Raw genomic sequence first — 13,358 nt, 5'->3', positions numbered from 1 at the left:
TTTCGGAGGTTCACATTTAATGACGCGTTCGAGAGTCTTTAAGATGAGTGCAGATACAACTTGCAGCCATCTAGTTGATGTGTTCGGTTGATGATTGAGACTTCCCGGATTGGGGCTCCGTGTCCAAGGTCCTCTTCGATTAGAGGAGACAGATTTACCGTGTCGTGCGGCTGCGAGCGACCTATAACATAGTAGACCGTCCAGACGCCAAGTACTTCCAGCCGGCGTTGATCCACTGATCGGGATCCAGCACGTTACGGCCGTCCACAATGGTGCGTTCCCGGACGAAGGGCTCCAGCTGTTCGGGGGTCAACTCGCGGAACTCCTTCCACTCGGTCAGCAATAGCACGATCTCGGCGCGGGCCACGGCCTGTTCGATCCGGTCCACGTAGTCCAAGCGGGGGTAACGCTTGGCAGCGTTGGCGTTGGCCTTGGGGTCGTAGACGTGCACCTCGGCCCCCATGGAGTGCAGACGAGCGGCGATGTCCAGTGCGGGGGAGTCGCGGACGTCGTCGGATTCGGGCTTGAACGCAGTGCCGAGCACGGCAATGTCACGTCCGTGCACGGAGCCACCCAGCTGTTGGACGGCCAACTGCACCGTGTGCTCGCGGCGTCGCAGGTTGATGTCATCCACCTCGGCTAGGAACCGGACCGACTGGTCCACACCCAACTCAGCGGCGCGGGCACGGAGTGCGCGGATGTCCTTGGGGAGACAACCGCCGCCAAAACCAACGCCGGCGTTGAGGAATTTGCGCCCGATGCGCTCGTCCAGGCCGATTGCGTCCGCCAGGGTGCGAATGTCACCGCCCACGGTCTCCGTGATCTCAGACAGGGCATTGATGAACGAGATCTTTGTCGCCAGGAAGCTGTTCGCGGCCACCTTGACCAGTTCGGCGGTCTGATAGTCGGTGACAATCAGGGGAATGTCCGCAGCCAGCTGCGATGCGTAGACCTCGCGGAGCACCTTCTCGGCGGCGAGGGCCTCTTCCGTGTACTGACCGTTGGCGTCCGTTTCCAGGCCCAGCACCATGCGGTCCGGGGTCAGGGTGTCGTCCACGGCGTGGCCCTCGCGGAGGAACTCGGGGTTCCAGACCAGGGTGACCCGAACGCCGTCGGCGGCATTCTCACGAGCGAGTTCCTGGAGACGAACGGCCGAACCGACCGGCACGGTGGACTTACCGACGATAATGCAGTCGCGTTCTGCAGCACGAGCAATTTCCGTGACCGCGGAGTCCACGTAGCGCATGTCCGCAGCGTGGCTCTCGGCCTTCTGCGGGGTGCCCACGCCGATGAAGTGGACGTCGCCGAACGGGATGGCCTCTTCATAGGACGTGGTGAACCGCAGCTTTCCGGTGCCGATGTGCTTGGTCAGCAACTCCGGTAGACCGGGCTCGTGAAACGGAACTTCACCGGATGCCAGGGCATCGATCTTGGTCTGATCCACGTCCAGGCCGATCACCTCGTGGCCCAACTCCGCCATGGAGACAGCGTGAGTTGCACCCAAGTACCCCGTACCAATGACCGTCAGCTTCATGCGTGTCCTCTTTCCCCGAGAGTTACCGATGGACTAGTTAGACCTGTGAATCGAAATCCGGAATACGCTCGCCCACGCCGAACATCTGGGCGATCGCGGCGACCGTGCGGGCACCGGCCTTGCCGTCTCCGTAGGGGTTCACGGCGTTGGCCATGGCCTCGTAGATCGCCTGGTTGTTGAGCAGGCTGTCGACCTCTTCGACGATGCGCTCCTCGTCCGTGCCGATCAATTTAACGGTGCCGGCCGTGACGGCCTCCGGGCGCTCGGTGTTCTCACGCATCACCAGAACGGGCTTACCCAGGGACGGCGCTTCCTCCTGGACGCCACCGGAATCGGTGAGTACCAGGTGAGCCACGGAAAGCATGCGGGTGAACTCGCCGTACGCCAGCGGTTCGGTGACCACCACGTTGGACAGGTTCTCGATCGCGGGCAGCACGGCCTCGCGCACGGCCGGGTTGCGGTGGACGGGCAGCACGATGGTCAGGTCAGGCTCTGCCGCAGCAATGCGGGCCAGGGCGCGTCCGACGCCGCGCATGGCCTCACCCTGATTCTCACGGCGGTGAGTGGTCACCAAGAGCACGCGCTTGCCGGACTGGGCGATCTCCTCGAGCTGCGGGTCCGAGAAGGGCAGCTGCTTCTCCACGGTGTGCAGCAGTGCATCGATCACGGTGTTGCCGGAAACCACGATGTCATCCGGGTTGATGGCCTCGCGCAGCAGGTTGTCCCGGGACGTGGACGTGGGCGCCAGGTGCAGGGAGGCGATCTGGGAGGTCAGCTTGCGGTTGGCTTCCTCCGGGAAGGGGGAAAAGAGGTCGAAGGAACGCAGGCCGGCCTCGGCGTGGATCACGGGAATGCCTCGGTAGAAGGCGGCAATGGCACCGGCGGTGGAGGTGGTGGTGTCACCCTGGACGACCACGGCGTCCGGAGCGTTCTCGGCGAAGATCTTGTCCAGGCCGTCCACGGTGCGGGTGAGCACGCCATTGAGGGTCTGGCGGGGCTGAATGATGTTCAGATCGTGATCGGGGGTGATCTCGAAAATCTCGTTCACTTGGTCCAGCATTTCGCGGTGCTGGCCGGTCACGGTCACCACGCAATTGAACAGGGGGCTTTCTTCAAGTGCTTTGACGATGGGGGCCATCTTGATGGCCTCCGGACGAGTGCCATAGATCGGCATGATCGTGTGCATGAATAATCCTCTTCCAGGCGCAAACGCGATCTCGGCGGTGCGCCGGGGGAATGGCCCGAGGGGGTGGGCCACAGCAGCACCGCTGTAGGGGACGCGAGATTCGTTGTCAGTCTAGGACAGATCAGATGCGGATGCCGGGAGGATGACATGGCCGAATGATCTTTCACCACCGCAATCATTACTTGGCTTAAGGGAATATCGCCTCTGGTGTGACCTAGGATGAATTCGTCGGTGCAACAGACGAATCGAGCGGGTCACGTTCCGACCCGGACTTCATCGTTGGGGGGTTGACTGGCGCTAATTCGCAGAGACTTGAGCAGGGAGTGGCCATGGCCGCCGCACGCGGTACACGGGACAAAAAAGCACTGGACAAAACCTGGTCCCTCAAGACCGGGGACCGCTCCACCAAGACGATCAGCCGCATGTCCGCGCTGGTGACGTGCTACAACGCACACGGCCAGCAGCTCGACATACCGAATATGACCATGAGTGATTCCTTCACGGGAATGCAAGATCTGTTCCGTGAATGCATCCGACTGGGGGTCGACACTTTGGACCCGGACTCCATTCGGGTGACCTTCCTGCAGGCGGGGCCTTCCTCCTTCGACTTCCAATTCGACTTGAGGGATTCCAAAACGGTCAAAACGTGGGGTAAGCATCCCTCGGGGTGGGATGTGGCCAATTACGTGGCGCTGGACCAAGCATTGGCGGGATACGCCACGGTGGGTGAACTGGCCATGCTGATTGCCGCGAACCCCGATTGCGAATTGCGCTGGGTGGAGACCCTGTACGGCCCGGACGTGGAAGTGCTGGTCGACGGCCTACCTCGAATGGTGTTCCAGGCCTCGCTCATGGAATTGATGGGAGACCACGCCGTTCAGTCCGCGCTGCGAGCGGCCATGGCTCCGTTGACCAATCCGGAGTTCGCCTATGTAACCATTCGCGGGGAGGTCCAAGGTGCCCAGGGTGTGTTCAACCAGGTCATGGTCTCCAACGAGTCCGCCCGCGAGTTCATCCAGGGCGAGCCGCTCAAGCCCAAGTCTTTCGAACCCACCGTGGCCTGCCAGAGCGAGGACGAAATTCGGTGGAACGCGGACCAGAGCTAACACTGAATTAAACCGCGGCGAGTTGCACGTTCGCCGTGGTCGATTCGATCAGGACAACCCGCGAGGCCTCCTGCCACGCAGGGTCCGCACAATTTTCCGGGCACGGTCCACGTTGGATGACACGGCCAGGTAGCCACCCAGCACACCCACCGTGGACATGCCGCCCAGGATCATGGGCGTGTGGTACTTCTTCCAGCGCTCCGGGTCCGAGGCCACGATGTGCGCCGTGCCGTTAATGGACGCGGCAATGATGCCGCCGGCCACGACCTGGTGACCGATCTTGGCGCCGCTCGTCATGACCGGTTCCAGTTCGTCGGTGCGCAGGTGCACGTCAAAGCCACCGCGTTCCAGAACCACGATGAGCCGGCGCACGTACTCGGGGATGTCCACGCTCATCTGCATGGCGTCCTCCACCGAGCTACGGAGACGAGCCATCAGGGCCTCCGGCGACAACCGGTGCAGAATGAAGCGCTCCGCGTACGGCTGGAGCACGGAGACCAGATCGAAGTGCGGGTCCAATCCGGTGCCCATGGATTCCGCGGTGACCAGCATGCGCAGCAACAGCGCGGACTGCCGGGGCAGTTGCAGCTTGTGGTAGCGCAGCACGTGCACCAGGTCGCCCATGAGCTCGCCCACGCGTACTTCTTCGAGCGGCTTATTGGCGTAGCGGCGCATCATGACCGCAACGTCCCGCTCGAGGTCCCGCTTGGAGACATCGTGCTCACCCGTGGCGGTCAGCCCCAACAGGCCGGTGGTGGCCCGGCGCGGATTGCTCTGCACCACGCCCAGCATCATGGTGATCAGGTGATCGCGGAATTCCTCGCTGAGCTCTCCCACCATGCCGAAGTCAATGATCGCAATGCGGCCGTCCTCTTCCACGAACAAGTTGCCCGGGTGAGGATCCGCATGGAAGAAACCGTCCTCGAAGACCATCTTGCAGATCGCGTCCGTGGCCTCGCGGGCCAGCAGGTGCCGGTCCACACCCTGAGCTTCCAGCGCGGGATAATTGTTGATCTTGACCCCGAACATCCGCTCCATGGTCAGCACGCGGGACGAGGTGGCCTCCCAGAAGATCTCCGGGACGTGGATGCGGGGGTGACCCGTGAAGTTCTCGGCCATTCGCTGGGCGTTGCGAGCCTCTTGCAAGTAGTCCAGCTCGCCACGCAGGGAGTCGTTGAACTCGTGGACCAGACCTTCCAGGTCGTAGTCGCGGGCCGCCGGCCAGTAGCGGGAGGCCAGCTTGGCCAGGTCGCTCATGATCTCCAGGTCACGGTTGACCTCGTCCATCACGCCCGGGCGGCGGACCTTCACGATCACCTCGTGACCCTTGTAGGTCGCCGCGTGGGCCTGACCGATCGAACCGGTGGCAATGGGCGTGGGGTCGATGTGCGCCAGGATCTCTTCCGCCTGGGAATCCGGTTCGGCCTCGATCAGGGCGGCGATCTGGTCCACAGGCACCGGGGGAGTGTTGTCCTGGAGCTTGTGCAACTCATCCGCGTAACCGGGCGGCAAGAGGTCCGGGCGTGTGGAGACCAGCTGACCCAGTTTGATGAACGTGGGACCCAGTTCCTCCAACGCCATGCGCAGGTGTTCGGGTTGGGTATGGAAGGTTTGGGTCTTGAGCAGCCGGGCGCGGGCCAACGGGGCGCGCCATTCGGGCTTGATGCCGCCCACTGCAAAACCGAAACCGTGCCTGGAAAGGACCTCGATGATCTGGATGAAGCGTTCGCGGCGAGAAATCATAGGGGGCTAAGTCTGCCTTACAACGTTCGATTGAGATAGAAGGCCATGAAACCGGTAGCCACAGCCACAATGGCGAACAGCGTGGTGGCCAAGGGCTCGAACGAGATCATCACCACGGCGCCCACAATCAACACCAAGGTCAGCAGAGCCAGCGCCAGCACAGCAGCTTTCGCGCCCTTGGGTGCGCGGCGCCGATCGGAGGCGGGCCGATCACCGATGGCCAGCGGATCCTCCGCGACACGTGAGCTGCCCGCGGCAGGGCGCGAAGCGGCGGCGTCGGCGGGCCCCTGCGGGTGCGCGGCGGTGTAGCCCTTGCGCCATTTCTTGGAGTTGCGGCCGCGGTCGGTTTCGACCGGGATGTAGGCCGGGGGCACGTCGTAGGTTTCGGCCTCTTCGACGAGCTCGGGAACGTCGTTGGGTAGTTCCTCGTACCAGGCGTCCGGGACCTCGGAGGCGCGGGCGGCCTGCAGGGTCATGGACACCTCGAACGCGGAACCGCGAATGGTGCCCCACGCTGCGGTGAGCAGGTTGTGGTCGAACGCGTGGTTGATGATGGGGATGAACTGCTGCGACATCTGCGTGGACAGCCGGCCCACCTGCTTGCGTTCGTAGAGCACGTCCACGGTGTCCACGGTGACGCCGTGCGAGTTGCGGACCTTGTTGGCCTCCAGCGTGACGATCACGCGCCCCTCACCGCTGGCGGGCACGATGGAGTGCAGGTACTCGGCGAAATCCTGCTCGTCCAAAACCTTGATCGAGGACCCCTGTGGCAACACGGCGGCCTGGATGGGCGCGGGGTTGATGGGGAACAGCAGATCCGGGGGAGCGATCGAGATGATCGCGGTCGCGTCCACTTCAGCGAGGCCGTCGTTGCGTTCCAGCCGCGCGTCCAGTTTCAGGGGCACCACGGGGGTGTACCCGGAGGCCACCACGCGCGCAATGGGATCCCAGTAGCGGTGAGCGTCCTGCGCGGGCAGGTGGGCCACCTTGTTCTCACCGATGCGCACGGAGATGGTGCGCGGATCGAAGGGGTGGTCCGGTTCCGGCACCAGTGCGGCCAGTCCCGTCCACGTCTGCGAACGACCAACCGACAGCCCGCCGAACACTCGCATGATCTCGGTGTCGTAGAAGTTCTCGGTGACAACGTCCAAGGACCCTCGGTCGTTGAGCGCGTAATCGGTCATGGTCTCCCTCGCTGTAGCGGCAGCGCCTATCGCTCCCAGCTTCTCACGAAATACTCTCGATCCATCGGCAACACTTGCGACCGTTGGCTACCTACCGGTTCTGGCGAGCCAGCACTCCGGCCTGCAGTTTCAGGGCCCGGCGCGCGTCATCCAGTAGTTCCGTCATGATACGTCGCAGCGCCCCGGGCGCTTGCCCGTTGACGTTCAGCCAGTCCTGCGTGGCCAGGGCCACGGGATTCTCCTCCGCCGACGACGCCGCTTCCGCATCCACCGCGCGCGGGTACAGTCCACGGATCATCCGGGTGGCGATCTCCATGGAGTGCTCGTCCCACCAGTGCGAGATGCAGGCGAAGTAGGAGTCCTGGTAGTTCTTCAGCTGCGCGGGGTCGCCCAGCTGGAAGCCGGAGATCGTGGCCGAGAGTTCGTCATTGGACAGCCGCCCCAGGGTGATGGCCTTCCACGCCTGCGCCTTGGCTTCCTCCGCGGGCATCGCGGCGACGGCGCGCACGTAGCCCAGGCGGCCCTCGCGGGACGGGTCAGTCTTGAGAGCCTTGTCGAGCTGCGAGTGCGTGGCGTGGGCCGTGGCGGCCTGGGCGGTCCACAGTGCCCAGGTGAGCTGGGAGCCCAGGTCCAGGCCGGGCAGTTTCCTGCTGCCGCTGAGCAGCTCCTTGATGGTCTGGGCGTGCGCGCCGTCCTTGGTGGACAGGCGGGCGAAGGCGCGGGTGAGGATCAGTTGTGCATCCGTTCCGTGCTCCGCGTTCAACATGCCGGTGTGCAGGGCGTCGAGGAGTTCGCCGCGCAGGGGAGTGCGCAAGCGCGGCGGGGTGAAACTCTCGAGCGCTTCGAGCGCACGGTCCACGATGGTCGTGAGGATGCTGCTGTGCTGCTCGGTGATGCCGTGCTGGGCGACCAGGCGCACGTAGTCGCGGGGATCCAGAGAGCCGTCGCGGACGGCCGCCCACAACTGCGAGTGGGCCAGCGCCCGGGCGAGGGGCTCCCTCAGGAGGTGAGCGGCGTCGGCGAGCGCTGTGAGGCCGTCGGTACCGGGGGAGGCCAGGCAGTAGGTGAGGTCGCGGTCGTTGACCAGGACCACGGGGGAGGTATCGCCCAGGAGCTCGGGAAGCTCGGTGGTCGGCTCGTCCGGATCCACACGTACCTCGGTGCTGCGCTGCAGGAGCAACTGTCCCGAGTTGTCGGGGGCGTAGGTGCTCACGGCCACCACGTGAGGGCGGGGCGCGTCCGAGGTCTGGGTGAGAGAGACGGCGGAGATCGCGCCGTCGGGCTCGCGTTCGACGCCCGCCTCCAGGTGGGGGACACCCGTGGTGAGTAACCAGGCATCGGCCCAGGAGCGCACGTCGGCCTCGCAGGCCTCGTCCAGAACCGTGAGGAAGTCGTTGAGGTCGGTGTTGCCGAACGCGTAACGGCGGAAGTAGGCGCGGCACGCGTCGATGAAGGCTTCCTCACCCACGAACGCGACCAGCTGCTTGAGGACCGAGGCGCCCTTGGCGTAGGTGATGCCGTCGAAGTTCTGGCGGGCGGCCTCCAGGTCCACGATGTCCGCGACGATCGGGTGCGTGGTGGGCAACTGGTCCTGGCGATAGGCCCATTCCTTGCGGCCGAGCGCAAAGGCGACCCAGGCGTCGTCGTACTCGGTGGCCCGCACGGACGCGTACGCGCCCATGAACTCGGCGAAGGACTCCTTGAGCCACAGGTCATCCCACCACTTCATGGTGACCAGGTCCCCGAACCACATGTGGCACATCTCGTGGAGCATGGTGTTCGCGCGGCCGGCCAGCTGCGTGCGCGTGGCCCCGGACGGGAACAGGTAGTCCTCTGTGAGGGTGACCAGGCCGGGGTTCTCCATGGCGCCCAGGTTGTACTCCGGCACGAACGCCTGCTCGTACTTCCCGAACGGGTAGTCGAAAGCGAACAACTCGGTGAAGAAATCCAAACCCTGCTTGGTCACGGCGAAGAGTTCGTCCGAATCCAGGTGCTCGGCGAGCGCTCGCCGGCAGTAGAGGGCCAGGGGAACCGTCTGGGTCTCGCCCTGGACGTCCGCGCCCTGCCATTCGTCGGTGACCTTGGTGTAGGGGCCGGCCAGGATGGTGGTGATGTAGGTGGAGATGCGCTCGGTGGGCGCGAACTCGTGGGCGACGGCGCCGGGAACGTCGCTGGTGCCGGCGGCTTCTGATCCGAGGTGTTCCCCGTTGGAGCCGGCGATCCACTCCGGGGGAGTGATGACCGTGAAGGTGAAGGACGCCTTGAGGTCCGGCTGCTCGAACACCGGGAACACGCGGCGGCAATCGGCGGGTTCGTACTGGGTGTAGGTGTAGACGCTGCCGTCCTGCGGATCCACGTACCGGTGCAGGCCCTCACCGGAACGGGAGTAGAGGGCGCGGCCGACCACGGTGAGTTCGTTGGCGCCCTCGAGTTCGGGCAGCCGGATCCGGGAGCCTTCCACGACGTCGTCGACGTCCAGTTCGTCGCCGTTGAGCTCGACCAGGGAGATGGAATCGTGGATGAAGTCGATGAACGTCTCCGCGCCATCCTCCGCCGTGAAGCGAACGGTCACCTGGGAACCGAACGTGGTCTGCGCCGGGTCCAGCGCGCCGGACAGATCCACCGTGACGTCATAGGAGGCCACCCTGATCTGTTCCGCACGGGTCGTTGCTTCGGCTCGGGTCAGGGAACTTTGCACCATATGCATCATTCTAGGCAGCACAACCTGGGCGGGGGCCAGTAGGTGGGTGGTAAGGGTGCTGGTCGGGATGCTGGTCGGGGAGCTAATGGGGGTGTTAATGGGGTGCTGGTCACGCCGGGGACAACGAAATGCCCGGGCCGTTTCCGACCCGGGCACTCGCTCATGTGTTGCGTGGTGTCAGCGTTCGAACTTGAAGTTCTTGGGCGCGACCGTCAGGCCGGAATCGGTGACCGTGAAGCCGCGGGCCAGGTCCTCTTCCTTGTTGATACCAATGGTGGCTCCCGGGGGGATCACCATGTTCTTGTCGATGATCGCCCGGTGCACCTGTGCACCGGCACCCACGCGGACGTTCTGCATGATCACGGATTCGGAGACCCGGGCGTCGTGTTCCACCACCACCTTGGAGGCGAGCACCGAGGACTCCACGCGACCACCGGTGATCAGCACACCCGGGGAGACGATCGAATCCAGCGCCACACCCGGCTGGCCATTGGGTCCGCGCACGGTCTTGGCCGGCGGAGCCATGATCTGGTGGGTGTACAGCGGCCACGAGTAGTTGTACAGGTTGAACACCGGCAGCGGACGGATCAGGTCCATGTGGGAGTCGTAGTAGGAGTCCAACGTGCCCACGTCGCGCCAGTACTGACGGTCGCGGTCGGTGGAACCGGGTACGTTGTTGTTGGTGAAGTCGTAGACCGCTGCCTCTCCACGATCGGAGAAGTACGGCATGATGTCACCGCCCATGTCGTGCTTGGTGCCCTCTTGCTGCTCGTCGTAACGCAGCGCTTCCACCAGGGCGTCGCGGTCGAACACGTAGTTGCCCATCGATGCCAGGAACGCATTGGGGTCATCGGGCAGCGGGGCGGTGGACTGGGGCTTCTCCACGAACCGGCTGATCTTGGAGACATCATTGGGGTCCGTCTCGATCACGCCGAACGAGGTCACCATGTCCATGGTCTGACGCACACCGGCCACCGTGGCCTTGGCACCGGACTTGATGTGGAAGTCGACCATGTCCGAGAAGTCCATGCGGTACACGTGATCCGCGCCCACCACGACCACAATGTCCGGATCGGCGTCATCAATGAGGTTCATGGACTGGTAGATCGCGTTGGCCGAGCCCAGGAACCAGTCCTTGCCGCGGCGTTGCTGCGCGGGCACCGAGGCCACATAGTTGCCCAACTGCGTGGACAGGCGCCACGTCTCCGAGAGGTGACGGTCCAGGGAATGGGACTTGTACTGGGTGAGCACCACGATCTGCAGGTACCCCGAATTGACCAGGTTGGACAGCGCGAAGTCGATCAAACGGTAACCGCCACCGAAGGGAACCGCGGGCTTGGCCCGGTCCTCCGTGAGCGGCATCAGACGTTTGCCCTCACCGCCGGCCAAGACAATGGCCAAAACCTTCTTCTTGCGTGACATATGTAGCTCTCACTTCCCGTTCGAGTCATAGCCGGAGGGCTGAAACGCGCAATCCCCAACGACTGGCCTTCACCGCTATTGTGTCCCAATTCCTTGCCTCCGCCATCGTGTCGCACGAAACATTGCGTAAGTTTCCTTAGGAGTACGGCTTGAGTGCCGCGCCGCTCCAGGTCGCCTTTCCGTGGCGCTCGCCGTAACCCTGGGGCGGGCCGGTGCATGTGGTCTAGGCTCGCAGTGTGCGAGTAGACATTTTGAGCAAAGAGTTCCCGCCCGAGATCTACGGGGGAGCGGGGGTGCACGTGGCCGAGCTCTCCCGAGTCCTCGCGCCACTGGTGGACCTGAACGTGCGGTGCTTCGGCGCCCCGCGTGAACCCGACTTCCACGGAGCAACCGTCAAGGCCTATCCGGTGCCGGAAGAGTTGTCCTCGGCGAACGCCGCGATCCAGACGCTGGGCGTGGATCTCGGGATGGTGGGTGATGTGTCCGGCGCTGACGTCGTACATTCCCACACCTGGTACGCCAACATGGGCGGGCACCTGTCCTCCCTGATGTACGACATTCCCCACGTGCTCTCCGCCCACTCTTTGGAGCCCTTGCGCCCGTGGAAGGCCGAACAGCTCGGTGGCGGCTACCGCGTGTCCTCCTTCACCGAGAAGACCGCGTACGAAGCGGCCGCCGCGATCATCGCCGTCTCCGACGGAATGCGCGATGACATCCTGCGTTCCTACCCCAACGTTGACCCGGCCCGTGTGCGCACCGTGCACAACGGCATCGACGTCTCTCAGTGGGATCACGACCCGAACACCGACGTCCTGGAGGAGTACGGCATCGACCCCGAGCGCCCCTCCGTGGTGTTCGTCGGCCGCGTGACCCGCCAGAAGGGCGTGCCCTACCTGTTGCGCGCCGCCCTGCAGCTGCCGCCCGAGGTGCAGCTCGTACTGTGCGCCGGCGCCGCCGACACCCCCGCGCTCGCCGCCGAGGTCAACGGGCTCATCGACGAGCTCAAGGCCAAGCGCACCGGCGTGGTCCTCATCGAGAAGATGCTGCCCCGCCGCGAGGTCATTCAGATCCTGTCCCACGCCACCGCGTTTGCGTGCCCCTCCGTGTACGAACCCCTGGGCATCGTGAACCTCGAGGCCATGGCCTGCGGCTCCGCCGTGGTTGCTTCCGCCACGGGCGGCATCCCCGAGGTGGTCGTGGACGGTGAGACCGGGCGACTGGTTCCCATCGAACAGGTCACCGACGGCACCGGAACCCCGCTGGATCCCCAGAAGTTCGTGGACGACTTCGCAGCCGCACTGATCGACGTGGTCAGCGACCCCGAACGCGCTCGCCAGATGGGCATCGCCGGACGCAAGCGCGCCCAGGAACACTTCGCCTGGGAGACCATTGCGGAGCGGACCCTGGAGGTCTACCGCTCCGTGCTGTGATCTTCGGACTTGGTGGAGAGATGCCTCTCCAGACTGTCCACCAGGTGGGTGAGTGACTCGGTCAGCCGACTGCGCTCCGCATCACTCCAGTCGGCCAACATACTGTCGAAAGCCGCGCAGGCAGCTGCGCGGCTTTCTTCGTGCAACTGGCGCCCCGCCTCGGTCACCGACACCACAATGGCGCGGCGGTCCTGCGGGTCCGGTGCACGCTGCACCAGGCCCATCTTCTCGAGCTTGCCGACCTGCGTGGTCATGGTCGAGCGATCCACGGATTGCCATGTGGCCAGCTCGGACATGCGCGCCGGACCGAACTCACTGACTCGGTCAACCAGCCACATGTCGGTGGGGGAGAGTTTGGCGCTCTGACCGCCGAGCTCCCGCCGCATCCTGGACCGCGTGGTGAGTCGCCCCAGGGCCGACATGGTCCGGGCCATTACCGTCACTGTGTTCGTTGTCTCACCGCTCATGTCATCACCCTGCTTGTTACCGCAAAAAGTGGTTGGTAGAGTCAAACTATAACAGTTTGAAGCATCCAACAATTGCAGGAGGAAGCATGACTGAGCCCATCCACACCACCGACATCCAGTCCGACGTGCGCTACGAGACCATTGCCCGGTTCCCGGATTACGCCGAGGCACAAGCCGTCGTCGATCAGCTCTCCGATAGGGAATTCGACGTCTCCACCATCAAGATCGTGGGCGAAGGCTTGCGCTCCGAGGAGTTCGTCACCGGCCGCATGACCAAGGGCCGCGCAGCTCTGGCAGGACTCGGCTCCGGTGCATGGTTCGGCCTGTTCATCGGTATCCTCTTCGGCCTCTTCGCACCCGGCTTCGGTCTGCTCTCGATTATCCTGTGGTCCGTGGTCATCGGCGCTATCTGGGGTGCGATCTTCGGTTTCGTCGCCCACCTGGCCACCGGCGGTAAGCGTGACTTCAAGTCCCTCAAGACCATGGCCGCCGAGACCTACCTGGTCCAGGTCCAGGCTTCCCGCGCCAACGAAGCCATGAGCGTGCTCGGCCGCTAAGCGCCGGCCCCACGCCTAGCCATAACGA

The 13,358-nt window shown here is 64.2% G+C and carries 10 protein-coding genes; 3 read left to right on the top strand and 7 right to left on the bottom strand.

All coding sequences use genetic code 11. The features are described 5' to 3' along the window. Window positions 1–181: 181 nt before the first annotated feature. Both EWV37_RS00575 and wecB read right to left on the bottom strand, forming a co-directional pair. Window positions 182–1,534 (bottom strand): UDP-glucose dehydrogenase family protein, encoded by a 1,353-nt coding sequence (locus EWV37_RS00575; protein WP_129699401.1) that lies wholly within the window; start codon window positions 1,532–1,534, stop codon window positions 182–184. 37 nt (window positions 1,535–1,571) lie between these two features. Then, the gene (gene wecB, locus EWV37_RS00570; protein WP_095797923.1) at window positions 1,572–2,720 is read right to left on the bottom strand and encodes a non-hydrolyzing UDP-N-acetylglucosamine 2-epimerase; all 1,149 of its coding nucleotides are present in this window, start codon (window positions 2,718–2,720) and stop codon (window positions 1,572–1,574) included. Window positions 2,721–3,049: 329 nt separating this feature from the next. Between wecB and EWV37_RS00565 the strand changes: the two genes are divergently transcribed. After that, window positions 3,050–3,826 carry a hypothetical protein gene (locus EWV37_RS00565; protein ID WP_129699400.1) on the top strand — a complete coding sequence of 259 codons (777 nt, stop codon included), beginning with the start codon at window positions 3,050–3,052 and terminating at the stop codon, window positions 3,824–3,826. A 48-nt stretch (window positions 3,827–3,874) separates the two neighbouring features. Here the strand turns inward: EWV37_RS00565 and EWV37_RS00560 are convergent, their stop codons facing one another. The 4 genes from EWV37_RS00560 to glgC all read right to left on the bottom strand — a co-directional run bounded on the left by EWV37_RS00560 (window position 3,875) and on the right by glgC (window position 10,876). Further along, on the bottom strand, window positions 3,875–5,569 hold the full coding sequence (locus EWV37_RS00560; protein WP_129699399.1) for an ABC1 kinase family protein: 1,695 nt from the start codon (window positions 5,567–5,569) through the stop codon (window positions 3,875–3,877). Window positions 5,570–5,586: 17 nt separating this feature from the next. After that, entirely contained in the window at window positions 5,587–6,753 is a 1,167-nt protein-coding gene (locus EWV37_RS00555; RefSeq protein WP_129699398.1) for a hypothetical protein, read from the bottom strand. Between the two features lie 91 nt (window positions 6,754–6,844). Beyond that, entirely contained in the window at window positions 6,845–9,454 is a 2,610-nt protein-coding gene (pepN, locus tag EWV37_RS00550; protein ID WP_238662969.1) for an aminopeptidase N, read from the bottom strand. A 177-nt stretch (window positions 9,455–9,631) separates the two neighbouring features. Next, entirely contained in the window at window positions 9,632–10,876 is a 1,245-nt protein-coding gene (gene glgC, locus EWV37_RS00545; RefSeq protein WP_129699397.1) for a glucose-1-phosphate adenylyltransferase, read from the bottom strand. 236 nt (window positions 10,877–11,112) lie between these two features. Between glgC and glgA the strand changes: the two genes are divergently transcribed. Then, window positions 11,113–12,306, top strand: a complete 1,194-nt coding sequence (gene glgA / locus EWV37_RS00540; protein WP_129699396.1) for a glycogen synthase — start codon at window positions 11,113–11,115, stop codon at window positions 12,304–12,306. Here the strand turns inward: glgA and EWV37_RS00535 are convergent. Beyond that, on the bottom strand, window positions 12,288–12,773 hold the full coding sequence (locus tag EWV37_RS00535; RefSeq protein WP_129699395.1) for a MarR family winged helix-turn-helix transcriptional regulator: 486 nt from the start codon (window positions 12,771–12,773) through the stop codon (window positions 12,288–12,290). The two genes, glgA and EWV37_RS00535, sit on opposite strands and share 19 nt — an antisense overlap. Before the next feature lie 86 nt (window positions 12,774–12,859). Between EWV37_RS00535 and EWV37_RS00530 the strand changes: the two genes are divergently transcribed. Further along, window positions 12,860–13,330, top strand: coding sequence for a YflT domain-containing protein (locus tag EWV37_RS00530; RefSeq protein ID WP_129699394.1), 471 nt, complete (start codon window positions 12,860–12,862; stop codon window positions 13,328–13,330). The last annotated feature ends 28 nt before the right edge of the window (window positions 13,331–13,358 follow it).

The organism is Kocuria carniphila, assembly GCF_004136555.1.
GTDB classification, from domain to species: domain Bacteria; phylum Actinomycetota; class Actinomycetes; order Actinomycetales; family Micrococcaceae; genus Kocuria; species Kocuria carniphila.
This window is presented reverse-complemented; position numbering and strand designations above follow the sequence as displayed.

Bases quoted from the DNA above. Each gene is read 5' to 3' on its own strand.
- wecB (WP_095797923.1), bottom strand. From the start codon at position 2,720: ATGCACACGATCATGCCGATCTATGGCACTCGTCCGGAGGCCATCAAG.
- glgC (WP_129699397.1), bottom strand. From the start codon at position 10,876: ATGTCACGCAAGAAGAAGGTTTTGGCCATTGTCTTGGCCGGCGGTGAG.
- EWV37_RS00565 (WP_129699400.1), top strand. From the start codon at position 3,050: ATGGCCGCCGCACGCGGTACACGGGACAAAAAAGCACTGGACAAAACC.
- EWV37_RS00575 (WP_129699401.1), bottom strand. From the start codon at position 1,534: ATGAAGCTGACGGTCATTGGTACGGGGTACTTGGGTGCAACTCACGCT.
- EWV37_RS00535 (WP_129699395.1), bottom strand. From the start codon at position 12,773: ATGAGCGGTGAGACAACGAACACAGTGACGGTAATGGCCCGGACCATG.
- pepN (WP_238662969.1), bottom strand. From the start codon at position 9,454: ATGGTGCAAAGTTCCCTGACCCGAGCCGAAGCAACGACCCGTGCGGAA.
- EWV37_RS00530 (WP_129699394.1), top strand. From the start codon at position 12,860: ATGACTGAGCCCATCCACACCACCGACATCCAGTCCGACGTGCGCTAC.
- EWV37_RS00555 (WP_129699398.1), bottom strand. From the start codon at position 6,753: ATGACCGATTACGCGCTCAACGACCGAGGGTCCTTGGACGTTGTCACC.
- EWV37_RS00560 (WP_129699399.1), bottom strand. From the start codon at position 5,569: ATGATTTCTCGCCGCGAACGCTTCATCCAGATCATCGAGGTCCTTTCC.